The sequence below is a fragment of the Paenibacillus sp. J2L1-98 genome (genome assembly GCF_056269405.1).
Genome location: NZ_JBWDNW010000011.1, coordinates 60,390 through 74,291 on the forward strand (window position 1 = coordinate 60,390; position 13,902 = coordinate 74,291).

General features: G+C 48.4%; 16 protein-coding genes. 2 read left to right on the forward strand and 14 right to left on the reverse strand.

The window, feature by feature from the left end:
• Positions 1 to 156 precede the first annotated feature (156 nt).
• Both AC0YNZ_RS19375 and AC0YNZ_RS19380 read left to right on the forward strand, forming a co-directional pair.
• On the forward strand, positions 157 to 1,104 hold the full coding sequence (locus AC0YNZ_RS19375; RefSeq protein WP_475828163.1) for a phosphodiester glycosidase family protein: 948 nt from the start codon (positions 157 to 159) through the stop codon (positions 1,102 to 1,104).
• A gap of 38 nt (positions 1,105 to 1,142) precedes the next feature.
• Positions 1,143 to 2,153: a GtrA family protein gene (locus AC0YNZ_RS19380; RefSeq protein WP_475828164.1), complete on the forward strand. Its 1,011-nt coding sequence runs from the start codon at positions 1,143 to 1,145 to the stop codon at positions 2,151 to 2,153.
• 99 nt (positions 2,154 to 2,252) lie between these two features.
• Here AC0YNZ_RS19380 and AC0YNZ_RS19385 read toward each other — a convergent pair whose 3' ends face one another.
• The 14 genes from AC0YNZ_RS19385 to AC0YNZ_RS19450 all read right to left on the reverse strand — a co-directional run bounded on the left by AC0YNZ_RS19385 (position 2,253) and on the right by AC0YNZ_RS19450 (position 13,774).
• Positions 2,253 to 2,924 (reverse strand): polysaccharide deacetylase family protein, encoded by a 672-nt coding sequence (locus AC0YNZ_RS19385; protein ID WP_475828165.1) that lies wholly within the window; start codon positions 2,922 to 2,924, stop codon positions 2,253 to 2,255.
• Between the two features lie 175 nt (positions 2,925 to 3,099).
• On the reverse strand, positions 3,100 to 3,873 hold the full coding sequence (locus tag AC0YNZ_RS19390; RefSeq protein ID WP_475828166.1) for a Ger(x)C family spore germination C-terminal domain-containing protein: 774 nt from the start codon (positions 3,871 to 3,873) through the stop codon (positions 3,100 to 3,102).
• On the reverse strand, positions 3,809 to 4,117 hold the full coding sequence (locus AC0YNZ_RS19395; RefSeq protein ID WP_475828167.1) for a hypothetical protein: 309 nt from the start codon (positions 4,115 to 4,117) through the stop codon (positions 3,809 to 3,811). Before AC0YNZ_RS19395 ends, AC0YNZ_RS19390 begins: the two co-directional genes overlap by 65 nt.
• Before the next feature lie 100 nt (positions 4,118 to 4,217).
• The gene (locus AC0YNZ_RS19400; RefSeq protein WP_475828168.1) at positions 4,218 to 4,478 is read right to left on the reverse strand and encodes a hypothetical protein; all 261 of its coding nucleotides are present in this window, start codon (positions 4,476 to 4,478) and stop codon (positions 4,218 to 4,220) included.
• A 146-nt stretch (positions 4,479 to 4,624) separates the two neighbouring features.
• A complete protein-coding gene (locus AC0YNZ_RS19405; protein ID WP_475828169.1) occupies positions 4,625 to 4,855 on the reverse strand; it encodes a DNA-binding protein in 231 nt (76 codons plus the stop codon).
• Between the two features lie 161 nt (positions 4,856 to 5,016).
• Positions 5,017 to 6,759 (reverse strand): phosphoenolpyruvate--protein phosphotransferase, encoded by a 1,743-nt coding sequence (ptsP, locus tag AC0YNZ_RS19410; RefSeq protein ID WP_475828170.1) that lies wholly within the window; start codon positions 6,757 to 6,759, stop codon positions 5,017 to 5,019.
• Between the two features lie 38 nt (positions 6,760 to 6,797).
• On the reverse strand, positions 6,798 to 7,070 hold the full coding sequence (locus AC0YNZ_RS19415) for an HPr family phosphocarrier protein (protein WP_475828171.1): 273 nt from the start codon (positions 7,068 to 7,070) through the stop codon (positions 6,798 to 6,800).
• A gap of 19 nt (positions 7,071 to 7,089) precedes the next feature.
• The gene (locus AC0YNZ_RS19420) at positions 7,090 to 7,545 is read right to left on the reverse strand and encodes a PTS sugar transporter subunit IIA (RefSeq protein WP_475828172.1); all 456 of its coding nucleotides are present in this window, start codon (positions 7,543 to 7,545) and stop codon (positions 7,090 to 7,092) included.
• Between the two features lie 80 nt (positions 7,546 to 7,625).
• Positions 7,626 to 9,011, reverse strand: a complete 1,386-nt coding sequence (locus AC0YNZ_RS19425) for a PTS fructose transporter subunit IIC (RefSeq protein WP_475828173.1) — start codon at positions 9,009 to 9,011, stop codon at positions 7,626 to 7,628.
• A gap of 37 nt (positions 9,012 to 9,048) precedes the next feature.
• A complete protein-coding gene (gene pfkB / locus AC0YNZ_RS19430) occupies positions 9,049 to 9,993 on the reverse strand; it encodes a 1-phosphofructokinase (RefSeq protein ID WP_475828174.1) in 945 nt (314 codons plus the stop codon).
• Positions 9,990 to 10,778, reverse strand: coding sequence for a DeoR/GlpR family DNA-binding transcription regulator (locus AC0YNZ_RS19435; RefSeq protein WP_475828175.1), 789 nt, complete (start codon positions 10,776 to 10,778; stop codon positions 9,990 to 9,992). Before AC0YNZ_RS19435 ends, pfkB begins: the two co-directional genes overlap by 4 nt.
• Before the next feature lie 281 nt (positions 10,779 to 11,059).
• Positions 11,060 to 11,695 carry an FMN-dependent NADH-azoreductase gene (locus tag AC0YNZ_RS19440; RefSeq protein WP_475828176.1) on the reverse strand — a complete coding sequence of 212 codons (636 nt, stop codon included), beginning with the start codon at positions 11,693 to 11,695 and terminating at the stop codon, positions 11,060 to 11,062.
• A gap of 324 nt (positions 11,696 to 12,019) precedes the next feature.
• Positions 12,020 to 13,285: an ATP-binding protein gene (locus AC0YNZ_RS19445; protein ID WP_475828177.1), complete on the reverse strand. Its 1,266-nt coding sequence runs from the start codon at positions 13,283 to 13,285 to the stop codon at positions 12,020 to 12,022.
• Between the two features lie 171 nt (positions 13,286 to 13,456).
• Positions 13,457 to 13,774 (reverse strand): thioredoxin family protein, encoded by a 318-nt coding sequence (locus tag AC0YNZ_RS19450; RefSeq protein WP_110770912.1) that lies wholly within the window; start codon positions 13,772 to 13,774, stop codon positions 13,457 to 13,459.
• Between the last annotated feature and the right edge of the window lie 128 nt (positions 13,775 to 13,902).

Below are 13,902 nucleotides of genomic sequence, written 5' to 3' on the forward strand. Positions count from 1 at the left end.
TGGCCATTTATTTCCCGTTTCCCCAGCCTTAACTGACTTTCAGTAAACGTTCAGTCCGGCTTCATATCGTCTTAACGTTGCAATACGACAATAACGGTATTCGAATGAGGACATCACATAGGCTTTCGAAGCTGGCACCTTATCACTTATCAGGAGTTGATCGGCATTAGCAATCTGACTAGAAGGAAAAAAATAGGGCTTTTTATCACCGTAATCATTGTTGCCATTGGCATCGTGCTTTACTTGCTTGCAGACCGTTATCTCATCGAGCATGTGGAAGTTAACGTAGCGGCTCAGAAAACGCCAACTGCTGACGAGGAATCCACAACCACAGCGGAGCAAGTGCAAGTGCAGCAGGATGATTGGAATTACAGCAGCGCTGACACCAGCATTCACATTGAAAAAGTTGAAACCGGCTCGGGAAGCGACAAAATTACTTATTTCGTCGCGGATGTACAGCTGGAGAAGGCCAGCCTGCTGCAATCCGCCTTCGCCAAAAATGCGTTCGGACGCAATATCACTGAAAACACATCGACGATCGCAGCGGATAACCAAGCGATTTTTGCGATCAACGGCGACTATTACGGCTTCCGGGATGACGGCGTCATTATACGTAACGGCACGCTGTACCGGGACGAGCCTGCACGCGACGCTTTGGCTCTACTCGCGGACGGCACGCTGCAGTCCTATAACGAGGAGCAGCTCTCATCCTCTGAACTGCTTGCCGAGGGCGTAACTAATACGTATTCGTTCGGTCCCGTTCTCGTGAAGGACGGCGAAATCGCCGGCGATTTCGACAAGGTCGTCATCGATACCAATTTCGGAAACCGCTCCATTCAAGGCTCGAATCCGCGGACGGGCATTGGTATGATCGCACCTAATCATTATGTATTCGTCGTAGTTGACGGACGCAAAAACAATTACAGCAAAGGAATGACCTTGTCTGAATTTGCGAATGTATTTACGGAACTGGGCGCAACCGAAGCCTACAACCTCGACGGCGGCGGCTCGTCTACGATGTATTTCATGGGCAGGGTCGTGAACAATCCACAGGGCAAGCAGCAAGAGCGCGGCGTCAGCGACATCATTTACATCTCAGAATAGCAAATCGCATTCCTACCCATTAAAGGAGGCTGACCGCCATGAATATATTGATTCCCTCTTATGAACCCGACGAAAGGCTGCTGTTACTCATCAAGCAGCTGAGAGCGACCGGCTCATTTCCGATCGTTGTTGTCGATGACGGAAGCGGAGAGGCTTACAGCGGGCTGTTCCGCTCGGTAAGAGAACTGGGCTGCACGGTCATCACACACAGCATCAATAAAGGCAAAGGCCATGCCTTGAAGTCCGGCTTTCACTATTTTATGCAAATAGGGACAACAGACGGCATCGTCTGTGCCGACAGCGACGGACAGCATCTTCCACAGGATATTATGAAAATCGCAAGCAGCATTCAGGAGCACAACCAGCATATTATTCTCGGGAGCAGGCGCTTTACAGGCAAGGTGCCATTCCGCAGCCGCTTCGGAAACGCCGCCACAAGGCTCGTCTATTCCTTGACGACCGGCAAACGCATTTACGATACACAGACCGGTCTGCGCGGCTATTCTGCCGACATGCTGGGCTGGCTATGCAGCATTCCCGGGGAACGCTTCGAATATGAGATGAACCTGCTGCTTGAAGCGCCTGCTGCAGGCTTCTCCTTCCATGAGGTTACGATCGATACCGTTTATCTCGACCATAATGAATCATCCCATTTCAGGCCGATTGTCGATTCCGCCAGAATATATGCGCCGTTGTTCAAATTCAGCATGACCTCCGTCTTATCTGCGGCTATTGATTTTCTATTGCTTGCGCTGATTCATTTCTTTAGCTCCAGCCTGCTGCTCGCCGTAATGGGGGCAAGACTGACAAGCTCCAGCTTTAACTATACAATGAATAAAAGGTTTGTATTCACAAAGGGCAAGCGCTCAGCCATCCAAACCTCCATGCCAAAATATTTTGCGCTTGTCATCGTCATATTTTCATTAAACTACGGGCTTATGTTTGTCTTTAATGAGCGCTTAGGCGTCCCCTTGCTTATCGCCAAGCTATGTACAGAAGCTTCGTTGTTCCTGTTCAGCTATTGGGCGCAGCGCAGGTTCGTTTATTGAGATGAGGCCGCATGCTTGCAAAATAAAAGCCGGGCGCAGTACGCAGCCATCATTCGATAGCTGCTTACCGCGCCCGGCTTCTCCGTTTCTATGTAGAAGTTAGATGGATACGATATTCCCGCTCGTTTCCTTCGGCAGCTGAAAGGCCATTCCCTTCATAATGAGCTTATCCATTATAGCCTTAAACGGCGCCGCCGGGACCCAGTCATGGATCATAATGATCTCGCTTCCACTAGAGGCTTGTAAGCCGCCCTCTTCGCCTAGAGCTGCATCCGCACCCAAATCAAACGTATCCCGCGTACACTCCACATGGAGCCCCTTATTCAGGGCAGCTTGGCTTCGCTCATTGCTGCGGATATTTTCAAACTTCGGCTGCTCATACCCAAGCTCCTCCAACACTCGCTGAATGCCTGCAAAATGTCCTTCGTTCGTCTCATCGTGAACATACGGAAAGCGAAACAGCTTTGACGGTCTTGAAACGCCCGCTCTCGTATACAGCCCGTCCACGATCCGGTCGGTCCGCTCAAGCTGCTCTCTCACTTCCTTCAAGCTGAGTGCTGAGAGATCTGCATCATCGTAGCTGCGATTACCGATCATATGACCGTCCTTTATGGCGCGGACAGCCACTTCCGAGAACCTTTCCAGCGCTTCGCCTAAACAAAACCAAATCGCCCGAATCCCTTTTGCGTTCAAATAAGTTACTTTTTCCATAAAATCATCGGCAGGACCGTCATCAATGATGAGATACGCCGCTCTTTCAACCGCTAACATAACAAGAAACCTCCGTTTATCTATTCCTTCAAAACTATTTGTCTATATAGTATACCTTAAAAATATCGATCGGTCAGACTGAATTGGAATGCGCTCCCTTTATAGCAAAAAAAGCGGTCGAATGTCATCGAATGGCCATCTGCCGCTTTTTATATGGCGAGAAAAAAAGGGAGGCCTAATACCCTACTCCCTCGTTAACAATTTGATTCGTCTTCAATTCAGAGCGGCGAAGCTTAATTTTGGCTTTTACCTTTACAGGGGTGTTCGCGAATACTTCATTCCAATTCCCCGCTAGCGGAATGTATTGCGCGTAGTGCTTCCGGTACATCTGCTCTCCGAAGCCGAAAATATCCACGCCAAATCTTTTCTGTATGCGCCCAATAGACCCGCTCATTTGCTGCTCCAAATAATCCGCTCCCAGCCTCTCCAGCTGACCGTAGCCCTCAACCTTAGTAATATTAATCGAATCATACAAACCTACAATCAAGCCGTCTCCCTCAATGTTCACCACGATATTTACTTTCCCCTTATCCATGAAAGCCTGAATATCGGATCGAACATGATTTAGGCGGATTGCCGCTACATGCTCATGATCATCAAAGGGAATAGAGAGCGTCGTTCCACTGACCTGATTCCTCGCCATAAGCACCATTCGGCTGTCCTCGACAGAGATGAACCCGAGCAGCTTGTCCTCCGAGAAGACGCCCGACCCGGCTATTACGATGGATGCCTTCGGTGTGAGCGACTTGATGCTGTCCAGCTTATTGGCATCCTTGAGCGGTCCCTTCAGCGTAATGGATCCGAGCGTCAGTTCCCTTCCTTCGGCAAGAAGAGCCTGCGATACATCAAACAAGCTGCTTTCGGGAATGCCTCCCCATGCTTCTTTATAATTTTTTACTTGGGAAGCAATCTTCGATGAGGCATGTATGCCCTTCCATCGATTGCACAATGGACGGCACTGTTTCCATCGCCTCCTCTGACCGTCCAGCGATCATCGTCTCAACGGTCAGCCGCAGCTTGCCGCTGTCCCCCGGCTCCAGCGCAAGCGATGTTTTATTCAGCTCGATATTATCCCAGCATCCGGTCAAAGAAAGAGAAACAGTTGCCAGCTCGGGGATTGCGAGGAAACCAAAGCTGTATAAAGCAGAAACAACAGCAGCGCTGGAATAACGGAGGTGATTTGAACCAGCCATACATCCGGAACCAGCTTCGGCGTCCCGAAGATAATTGACGTGCCTAATAATAAAACAAGCATAAGCGTATAAATTTGAAAGGTGGTTAAATTTTTCGTCATCACTTAATCCTCTTGCCGTACTGTTCGCTGCTCGATGCCTTCGGCTTTCTTCTGCTTCGTACTCGTTTCCGGATGCGTAAATCCCGAAACAGCGCGACTATAAAGGCAGCTACAACCATGAAATAAGTTTGCCATCCAATATAGGCTGGCGTCTGCCTATCCAAAGCGGATCCAAAGGATTCACGGTACACACTCATATCCAGCAGAGCAAGAAGCAGCGAAGCCAAAATAGCAACTGCCAAAACGCCCATAGTCGTCATTTAAAACAGCCCCGTTTCTCGCTCATTTATTTACTTTTCCATTTTTCACAGATTCAATTGTAATTATGTAAAAAAGGCTCTCATCGGAATGCTTTGCCTAACAAAAAAACCACAACCTCATGGAGGCTGTGGTTTTATCGCAAATGTTAGGCTTTTGCTACGATCTCATCTATTTCGCTTTTCAGTAATAGATATCTGTGAACGCTGCGGTTAATCGGAACCTTCGTCAGGTTATGCTTAAGCACATAAACCTTCATCTGGTCCTTAGTAAGGCCTAACAACTCTCCGGCCTCTGTAACCGTTAAAACAACCTGCTTGCTGGTGGCATTAAACGTCTTCTTTATTTTTTGATCCCAGTCTTCAAATACTACCTGCATATTTCCGACTCCTTTATCATAGTCAATGATCTTTATTGACCGCACCTTTCAATTATAGCACGTGCAGCCCGGTAATCTTAACTCGATAAAAATATAATAGGAAATAAAAATAAAACAGGAGAAGAGCGGCATGGGCTACCGCGTCTTCTCCCGTATAGTTCTTACTGCTGCAGCTTCAGAAAAGCTTCAAGCTCCGACCGGATCTCGGCCGGCGTATCCAAGTCAAGAAGACGTTCAGTCAACTGCTCGCAAGCGCTGCGCTCAAGCTTCCTAACCGTCTGCTTGACCCGTTGAATAGCCGAAGGCGACATGCTCCACTCATGCAGGCCAAGTCCGACAAGCAGCGGAGCAGCGAGCGGATCACCTGCCATGCTGCCGCACATGCCGGTCCATTTGCCATGCTTATTCGATGCATCGATGACGCTCTTAATAAGCTGGAGGACCGCTGGATGGAAATAATCGTACAAATAAGAGACCTTCTCGTTCATCCGGTCCACCGCAACCGTATACTGCACCAAATCGTTCGTGCCGATACTGAAGAAGTCAACCTCTTTGGCTAAGCGGTCGGCCATAAGCGCAGCGGAAGGAATTTCGATCATAATGCCAATTTCGATGACTTCTCCTACGTTCACTCCCTCGGAAATTAACTGCTGGCGCGCCTCTTCATACAAAGCCTTGGCTTGGCGCCACTCATCCATTCCCGAAATCATCGGGAACATAATCTTGACGTTTCCATACGCTCCAGCCCGAATAATGGCGCGCAGCTGGGTAATAAACAGCTGCTTCTGATCAAGGCAAAGCCGGATGGCGCGATAGCCGAGAAAAGGGTTCAGCTCTTCCGGCAGCTGGAGATACGGCAGCTCCTTATCGCCTCCGATATCCAGCGTCCGGATAACGACAGGGCGTCCCTGCATGGCTTCCGCAGCTTGACGGTAGGCTTCAAACTGTATGTCCTCCGATGGCATCTGGGAGGCGCTCATGAACAAAAACTCCGTCCGGTACAGGCCGATTGCCTCTGAGCCTTTTTCAAGCAGACCCGCTGCTTCCTGAGGTGTTCCGATATTTGCGGCAATCTCGAAGCTGAAGCCGTCTTTCGTTACGGCAGCAAGCTCGCGATAGGCCTTCAAACTTTCCTGCTCTTTCTGCTCCGCAGCAAGCGCAGCCGCAAAGTCTTCCTTCGTGGACTCCTTCGGATACAGCACGCAATCGCCGGTCGAGCCATTGATGATAAGCTCCTCGCCATGCTGAATCTGCTCAATCGCTGAGCCTAATCCGAGCACGGCTGCAATACCAAGCGAGTTAGCAAGAATCGCGGTATGAGATGTCTTGCCTCCGATTCGCGTTACGAAACCCAGCACGAATTGTTTATCCAGTTGGACCGTATCGGAAGGTGTCAGGTCGTCTGCCACAATGATGACTTCACTCGTAATATCGGACAGCCGTGCGCCTTGATGTCCCACAAGCAGCGTCATCAGCCTGCCTCCGACATCCCGGATGTCTGCCGCCCTCTCACGCATGTATTCGCTAGCCATAGCTTCAAACAGCCCGGCAACCTGATTTACCGTGCGGCGCACCGCGGTTTCGGCTGACCATTGCTCATTTTGGATGAGCTTCTGCATCGGCGGGTAAAAGGCCGGATCGTTCAAGAAGCTAATTTGCCCTTTCAATATCGCGGCTTTCTCTTCGCCAAGCGTCAGCTTGGCGCGTTCAATGAGCACGCTGAGCTCCAGAGCGCACTGCGCCTTAGCCTGCTCCAAGCGAGCCAGCTCTTGATCCGGCTGGTCGGTCTTGCTCTCCTTAATGTCATCAAGCTTCAACGGCTTATAGACAAAAGCCCTGCCTATCCGGATACCCTCAGATACGCCCAGTCCTGTCAGTCGCTGCTCGATTGTTTCTGTCATCATCAATCGTTCCTCCTTGCTGCGGCTTTATAGGCCGGTCATTATTCTTCACCGAATCCGCTTTCTACGAGCTCAGACAGCTCCGCGACCGCTGCCGCCTCATCCGGTCCTTCGGCTTCAATCGTAATAACCGAGCCTTTATCCAAACCGAGCGTCATCAGGTTTAGAATGCTTTTGCCATCAGCCACTGTTGCTGTGCCTTCCGGCTTAATCAGAATCGTCGATTGAAATTGTACCGCCTTCTCGGTAAATAGCTGCGCCGGACGGATATGAAAGCCGGCAGTGTTCTGAATGACTACTTTTTGTGAATGCATTTGGTTACGCCTTCCCTTCCTATTCGATCGTTGCAAGCAAGCTTTTTAGCTGGTCCGAGTGCTCGACTGCCATTAGCTTCTCACGGAATTCGGAATCAATGAGCTTACGGGATAAAGCAATTAAAATTTTCAAATGTTCATTGCCCTCGGCAGCTTCCGGTACGGCAATCATAAATACAACCTTAACCGGCTCGCCATCGAGCGACTGCCAATCTGTAGGCGTTGACAGCTTAGCAAATGCCAGACCTGGTGCAGCGACGCCGCTCGATTTGCCATGCGGAATCGCTACGCTGAAGCCGATGCCTGTTGAGCCCGTGCTCTCGCGCGTGAGCACCGCGTCCATGTACGTTTCCTTATTCGATACGGAGCCGGATGCTGCAAGCCCGTCAATCATACTAGCTATAATGCTGTTCTTATCAGTCGACGTTAGCGGAATAAAAATGGATTTTTCGTCTAGCAGCGCGTTAATGTTCATTGTGAATACCTCCAGAAAATAAATGTGATATAGACAATAGGGGGAGATGTCCCCCTATCCAATTATTTGATTATACCCGTTTAAGCTTGATTACGCTGTTCCACCGGTTTTTTGAGCAAGCTCAGCATCACCGCTGTTACAACCGTGCCGATTACGATGGCCAGCGCATACAGCCCGACATGGTTAACCGCGTTCGGAATCGGGAGGACAAAGATACCGCCATGCGGAGCGCGCAGCGTTGCGCCGAATGCCATCGACAATGCCCCGGTTATAGCCGAGCCTACCATAATAGAAGGGATGACGCGGAACGGATCTCCGGCAGCGAAAGGAATCGCACCTTCCGTAATGAATGAAATGCCGAGTACGGAGGCCGATTTGCCCGCATCCCTCTCTTCTTTCGTAAATTTATTTTTCGCCAGCAGCGTAGCAAGGAAGAGACCAAGCGGAGGCGTCATGCCCGCTGCCATTACCGCTGCCATTGGACCGTATACTTCACTTCCAAGAAGACCCACCGCAAACGTATATGCGGCTTTGTTCACCGGACCGCCCATATCGAACGCCATCATTGCGCCGAGCAGCAAGCCAAGCAGTACAGCGTTTGTCGTGCCTAGTCCTGTAAGCCAAGCCGTAAGACCATCCATAATCGCTTTAACCGGCTCGCCGATTACATAAATCATCATCAGGCCTGTAAACGCTGACGCAAGAAGCGGTATGAGCAGGATTGGCTTCAAGCCTTCAAGATTGCGTGGAAGCTTAATGTTTTTCTTTAAGAAAAGTGCCGTGTATCCCGCCAGGAAGCCTGCGAGAATACCGCCAAGGAAACCTGCTCCTATGCTTGATGCCAGCATACCCCCGATGAGTCCCGGTGCGAGGCCTGGCTTCTCAGCGATAGAGAAGGAGATAAAGCCTGCAAGAACAGGAACCATCAAGGCGAAAGCCGAGCCGCCGCCAATTTTCATCAGTGCTGCTGCGAATGTACCTTCTACCTTGAACGCTTCAATTCCGAAAATAAACGATAATGCGATAAGCAAACCGCCTGCTACCACAAGGGGAAGCATATGCGATACACCAGTCATCAGATGCTTATAAGGGCCGGAGCGCGCTGAGCTGCGCTCGGACTTCGACTGCTCCACCTGCTTCGCATAGTCATTCGGAACGGACGCTTGCTTAGCTAACGCTTCTTCCAGCAATCCTGCCGGATTTTTAATCGCTTGGGCAACAGCGACCTTGACGACCGGCTTGCCTGCGAACCTGGATTCCAGCACATCGGTATCGGCAGCGACGATAATGGCATGCGCTTCGGCAATTTCCTGCTCGGTAAATTCGTTTTCGACGCCGACAGCGCCTCTGGTTTCCACTTTAAGCGGAATATTTTTTTCCTTAGCCGCTTTAATCAAAGATTCAGCAGCCATATACGTGTGAGCGACGCCGGTTGGACATGCAGTTACAGCGAGTATTTTTTTCATGGTTCGATAATCCTCCTTAGAATGATCGTATGACCCTTTAATAATGTGTGAGTGTAACCAATTGGAGCGATTGCTTAACCTCGTGAATCGTACATACCTGCGTGCCCGGCTTGGAAGCCGTAATGGTGCCCGCAGCAGATGTCCATCTGGCTATTTCTTCAACTGATTTGCCTTCAAGGAAGCTGTATACCATTGCGGCAACCATGGAATCGCCTGCCCCTACCGTGCTGACCGGCGTAATCGGGAACGGGCTTGCTCTCACCGCTTCCGACTTGCTAACGAGAAGCGAGCCCTCTGCGCCCATGGATACGAGCACGTATTCAATACCCCGTTCAATTAACGTTCTTGCCGCCCCAATGATTTGCTCCATGTTGTCGAACGTCTCGCCAAGGAGCGCTTCGAGCTCATGAATATTGGGCTTGATTGCGAATGGGGCCGCTTCTACGCCGAGTGCAAGCGCCTCGCCGTCCGCATCAAGTATCGTTCTTACTCCTTGCGTCCGCGCACTTTCGATTAGCGACCGGTAATAATCGGGAGGCGTACCGGGTGGAAGACTGCCGGCCAGAACGATAATCGACGCTTCGGCAGCTTTCGATTTGAACATGTCCCGGAATTGCTCTAGCAGCGCGTCGTCAACCGTGAATCCCGGCTCGTTGAGCTCGGTCGTCTGCTTCGTCGATTCGTCGACCATTTTCAAATTAACCCGCGTTTCCCCCGCAGCTTCAATCATGGCCGAATCGATGCCCATCTTCTCCAGTTGGTCTCGAATAACCTGTCCCTGATAGCCCGCTGTGAGACCAAGCGCCTTAACAGCGGCATCGAACTGCTTCAATACTTTGGCAACATTAATGCCTTTACCTCCTGCATCGGTCCGCATCTCCTTGATACGGTTTAAGCCCCCGTACTCGAACTGCTCTATGGTGACCGTTTTGTCCAATGCCGGATTTAGAGTAACGGTGATGACCGGTGAAGCCGGCTTCATTGTACAGCACCTCCATGATCAGCTAATACAACCACGATCCCAAATTCCTCGAAAGCCTTCAAAATGGCCGGTGACGCATGCGAATCAGTAATCAGCGTCGTGATATCCTCGGGATCTCCGAACCGGGAAAAGGATACTTTTCCGAACTTGCTATGGTCCGCGAGCAGTATAACCTGCTCGGCTGATCGTATCATTCGTTTCTTCGTTGCGGCTTCAATCAGGTTTGGCGTCGTTAATCCGGTTTCGGGATCAAAGCTGTTCGTAGCCAGAAACAGCTTGTCAACATGTACGGATGCAATGGCGCGCTCCGCGAATGGCCCGACCATAGCTTGCGTCTCTGGACGGAGCGATCCTCCCGTGAGCAGAAGGTCAATATGCTTCTCATTCGCGAGCTCCTGCGCGACCATGACCGAGTTAGTCACGACGGTCAACCGCTGGAAGTTTTTCAGCAGCTTAGCCAAGTGGTAAGTCGTCGTACCCGAGTCAAGCATGATCGTATCGCCTTCGCGGATAAGCGACAGTGCCGCTCTTGCAATATCCTGCTTCTGCTGCTGAAAGCGATCCTCCTTCTCCAGGAAAGATGGCTCGTTATTATCATTTTGCATGACTGCCACCGCACCGCCGTGCGTGCGCCGCAGCAGCTCCTGCTCCTCCAGATCTCTCAGATCCCGCCGTACTGTCGATTCCGACACTTGAAAATGATTCGCCAGTTCCTGGACCGATGCCCGGCTATTCTGATGAACGTAATCCGCGATGTGCCGCTTACGCTCTTCTTCAAACAACATACAGCTCTTCCTCCTTCTGCAAAACTCATGCAGCTTGCTTGGTATAGTATGCTCATTTGTGAATGAGTTAAAAGATTAATTACATTAAGTTGCTCATTTGATCTTGTTTATGATTATATATGACTATTTCAAAATTGTAAAGCGCTTTCTTCATGGATAATTATGACCAAATGAGCATGATCTTTCAAATCAACGAGTTAACCTTTCCTTAAAGCAGAAGACATACAAAAAAGACCCGCGACAAATCGCGGGCCTTACTTGTACTCGCTTATTCTAATTAATTAGAACGTTTTTGCAACTTCCTTAGCTTGAGCAATCGCTTTTTCTTTAATTTCCGGCGCTTTATCAGGAGCAGCAGCCACGCCTTCAACAAAGATTCCTTGGAAGGACGGAATGCCATGGAATTGCATGATTTTCCCGATATAACTGTGGCCGCTCTCAAAGCCGGCAGCAGGACCTTCGGAGTATACTCCGCCGCTTGCTTGAATATGAAGAGCTTTTTTGTCTGTCAGCAGGCCAACAGGACCTTTTTCAGTATATTTGAAGGTTTTGCCCGCGATACATACCGCATCAATGTACGCCTTCAAAACAGGCGGGAAAGAGAAGTTCCACATTGGGGAAACAAATACGTATTTGTCAGCAGCTACGTATTGATCCACGATCTCGTTCAGACGAGCTACTTTCGCTCTTTCGGAATCGGAAAGCTCATCGAAAGAAGATCCTGATCTTAGTTTACCCCATCCGCTGAATACATCAGCATCAATTTGCGGGATATCTGACGCATACAAATCTACGCGAGTAACTTCGTCCGATGGATTTGCTTCACGGTATGCATCAATAAACTCTTTGCCTACTGCCATACTAAATGAAGTTTGGTGATCATGCGGATGAGCTGTAATATACAATACTGTTGCCATTTCGGAAAACTTCCCTTCTTTTTTGAACTGTTATTGACCATTTCATTATAACTTATTTAAAGCTTATTTCAAATCATTATTTACTTACTATACTTTATAAGGCGCAAATAAACAAGTACTGCAGTCCTTCATGCCAGCTTCATTATTCCCCGGCCTGCATTTTTTAATTCGAATCAAAAGTGTCAATTACCTGCTCCCGCAATTTGAAATTACAAAAAAAATACACCGATCCGGTGTATTTTCAATCGTTACATGTAGAGGGCGCGAGGGCGCAGCAGCGTAAATTAGTAATTACGCCTAGCGGGCTATGAGCGTTATGGTTGTTTAAGGTCTATTTGTCGCTGGAAAAGCAAGCAGAAATTCCGTACCTTTTCCTATTTCGCTCTTCACATCGATTTTTCCATTCATTTTTTTGATCAAGCTGAATGAAACCATCGTCCCGAGGCCAGTCCCCTTCTCCTTAATCGAATAATAAGGCGTTCCGAGCCTATTTATTTGCTCAGGGGTCATCCCAATTCCATTATCGCCCAGAACAACTAACACCTGATCATTTCGATAATAGGTCTTAAGCGTTAAAATCCCCCCATCCTGCATCGCCTCAATCGCATTTTTGCCGATATTGATTAAAGCTTGGCGAAATTTAAACCGGTCGCCGGTTATGCAGATCGGTTTCTCTGTGCCCGTCAGAACATTAATCTGTATATTATTGTAGTTGGTATACGTTAGCAGGACTTTCGACAAATAATAAATCTCCGCCTTTACATCCAGTATTTCGATATTTTCAGGGTCGGGCTTAGCAAGCGAAAGATAGTCATTAATAATAAGCTCCGCGCGGTCTAGCTCCTCAAAGCATATTTTCTTGTAAAATTCCTTCTTGCCGTTTTCGATAGAGGCCGTCCCGAACAAATGAATAAATCCCCGTACCGTCGTAAGCGGATTCCGGATCTCATGAGCTACCGAAGCAGCCATGTCTTCAACGATCTTCATCTTCTCGCTTCTCACAATCTCTTCCTGCATAATAAAATATTTATTTAAAAATTCAATGGCATATACGCATAGCCCAACAATGGCTCCTTGCAGCAATAGCGTTTGTACAGTTGAAATTGGTTTATTCAATAGCAGCTCGATCTGACCGGTCGACGATAAATACACGGTAAATGTCAGCAGCTTAATAAGGCTGCATAAAAAGACCGATACCGCTATTTTTTGAGCCAGCTTTAATGATTGGAAGCTTTTATACAAAAAAAGAAAAATGATAAAGCCAGGCAGCACGGCCAACATATAGATCCATACATGCGGGTTTCCAAGAAAACTACGATAGAGCATAAGAGTCAAATAGAGCAGGATGGAAACCTGCACGCCGCCATAAAGCGAGCCGAGCGCTAAAGGAATCGAACGAAAATCATAAAGCAGCCCGTTAATCGTTACCGGAAAAGACATCGTGGTTATAATCGCGAGTGCAAAAAAGATGTACATGAGAAAGCGGTACAGCAGCGGCTTGCTTTTGGCTTTATAAATGTAAGGATAGAAAGCAAGCGGGGAGAAAATAATAAAAATATTCAATAAAAAATCTTTGAAATACCCTATCACAAAATCCCCCCAGTTTCTCGCATGAAAGCGCTGTCTATTACTTTATACCCCCTTAATATATCATAAAAGAGTGAATTGTAGCAGCAAAAAGAGCACCTTTCGGCGCTCTTTTTCATAGAATTATTTGGGAATAATATAATAAAAAAACAATTTAAAGCAACTTAATTATTGTTAATCCATACTTTTCATCAAGTTGTACAAATAATCCACCGATCGCATCGCATACTCGAACCGGAACGGCTCACCGTTTTTAAGCAATACCAAACAAGGAACGCTCGATATTTTCCAAGCCTCGCGCAGTTTGGACGAGTAGTTGATATTCATTTTGTACAGCGTTACAGGAACCTGAGCGGCATCCACTATCTCCAGCATGCGCTCGGCCACTTTGCAGGTTCCGCAAAAAGGGGATGAAAATAATAACGCATCGTTCCCGTTTCCGATCCGGTTCAATTTGAGCCAATCGGCCTCTTGTATTTCTTGAATCGCCATATGCCATTTCCCTTTCCTTTCCGCGCATCCTTATAAGTACATTGTAAAATGCTTTTCTAATTTAGAAAAGCGGCAGCCGAACAGACTGCCGCTTTATGCAGCGAAGTTTAATCATGATAAATGTTATA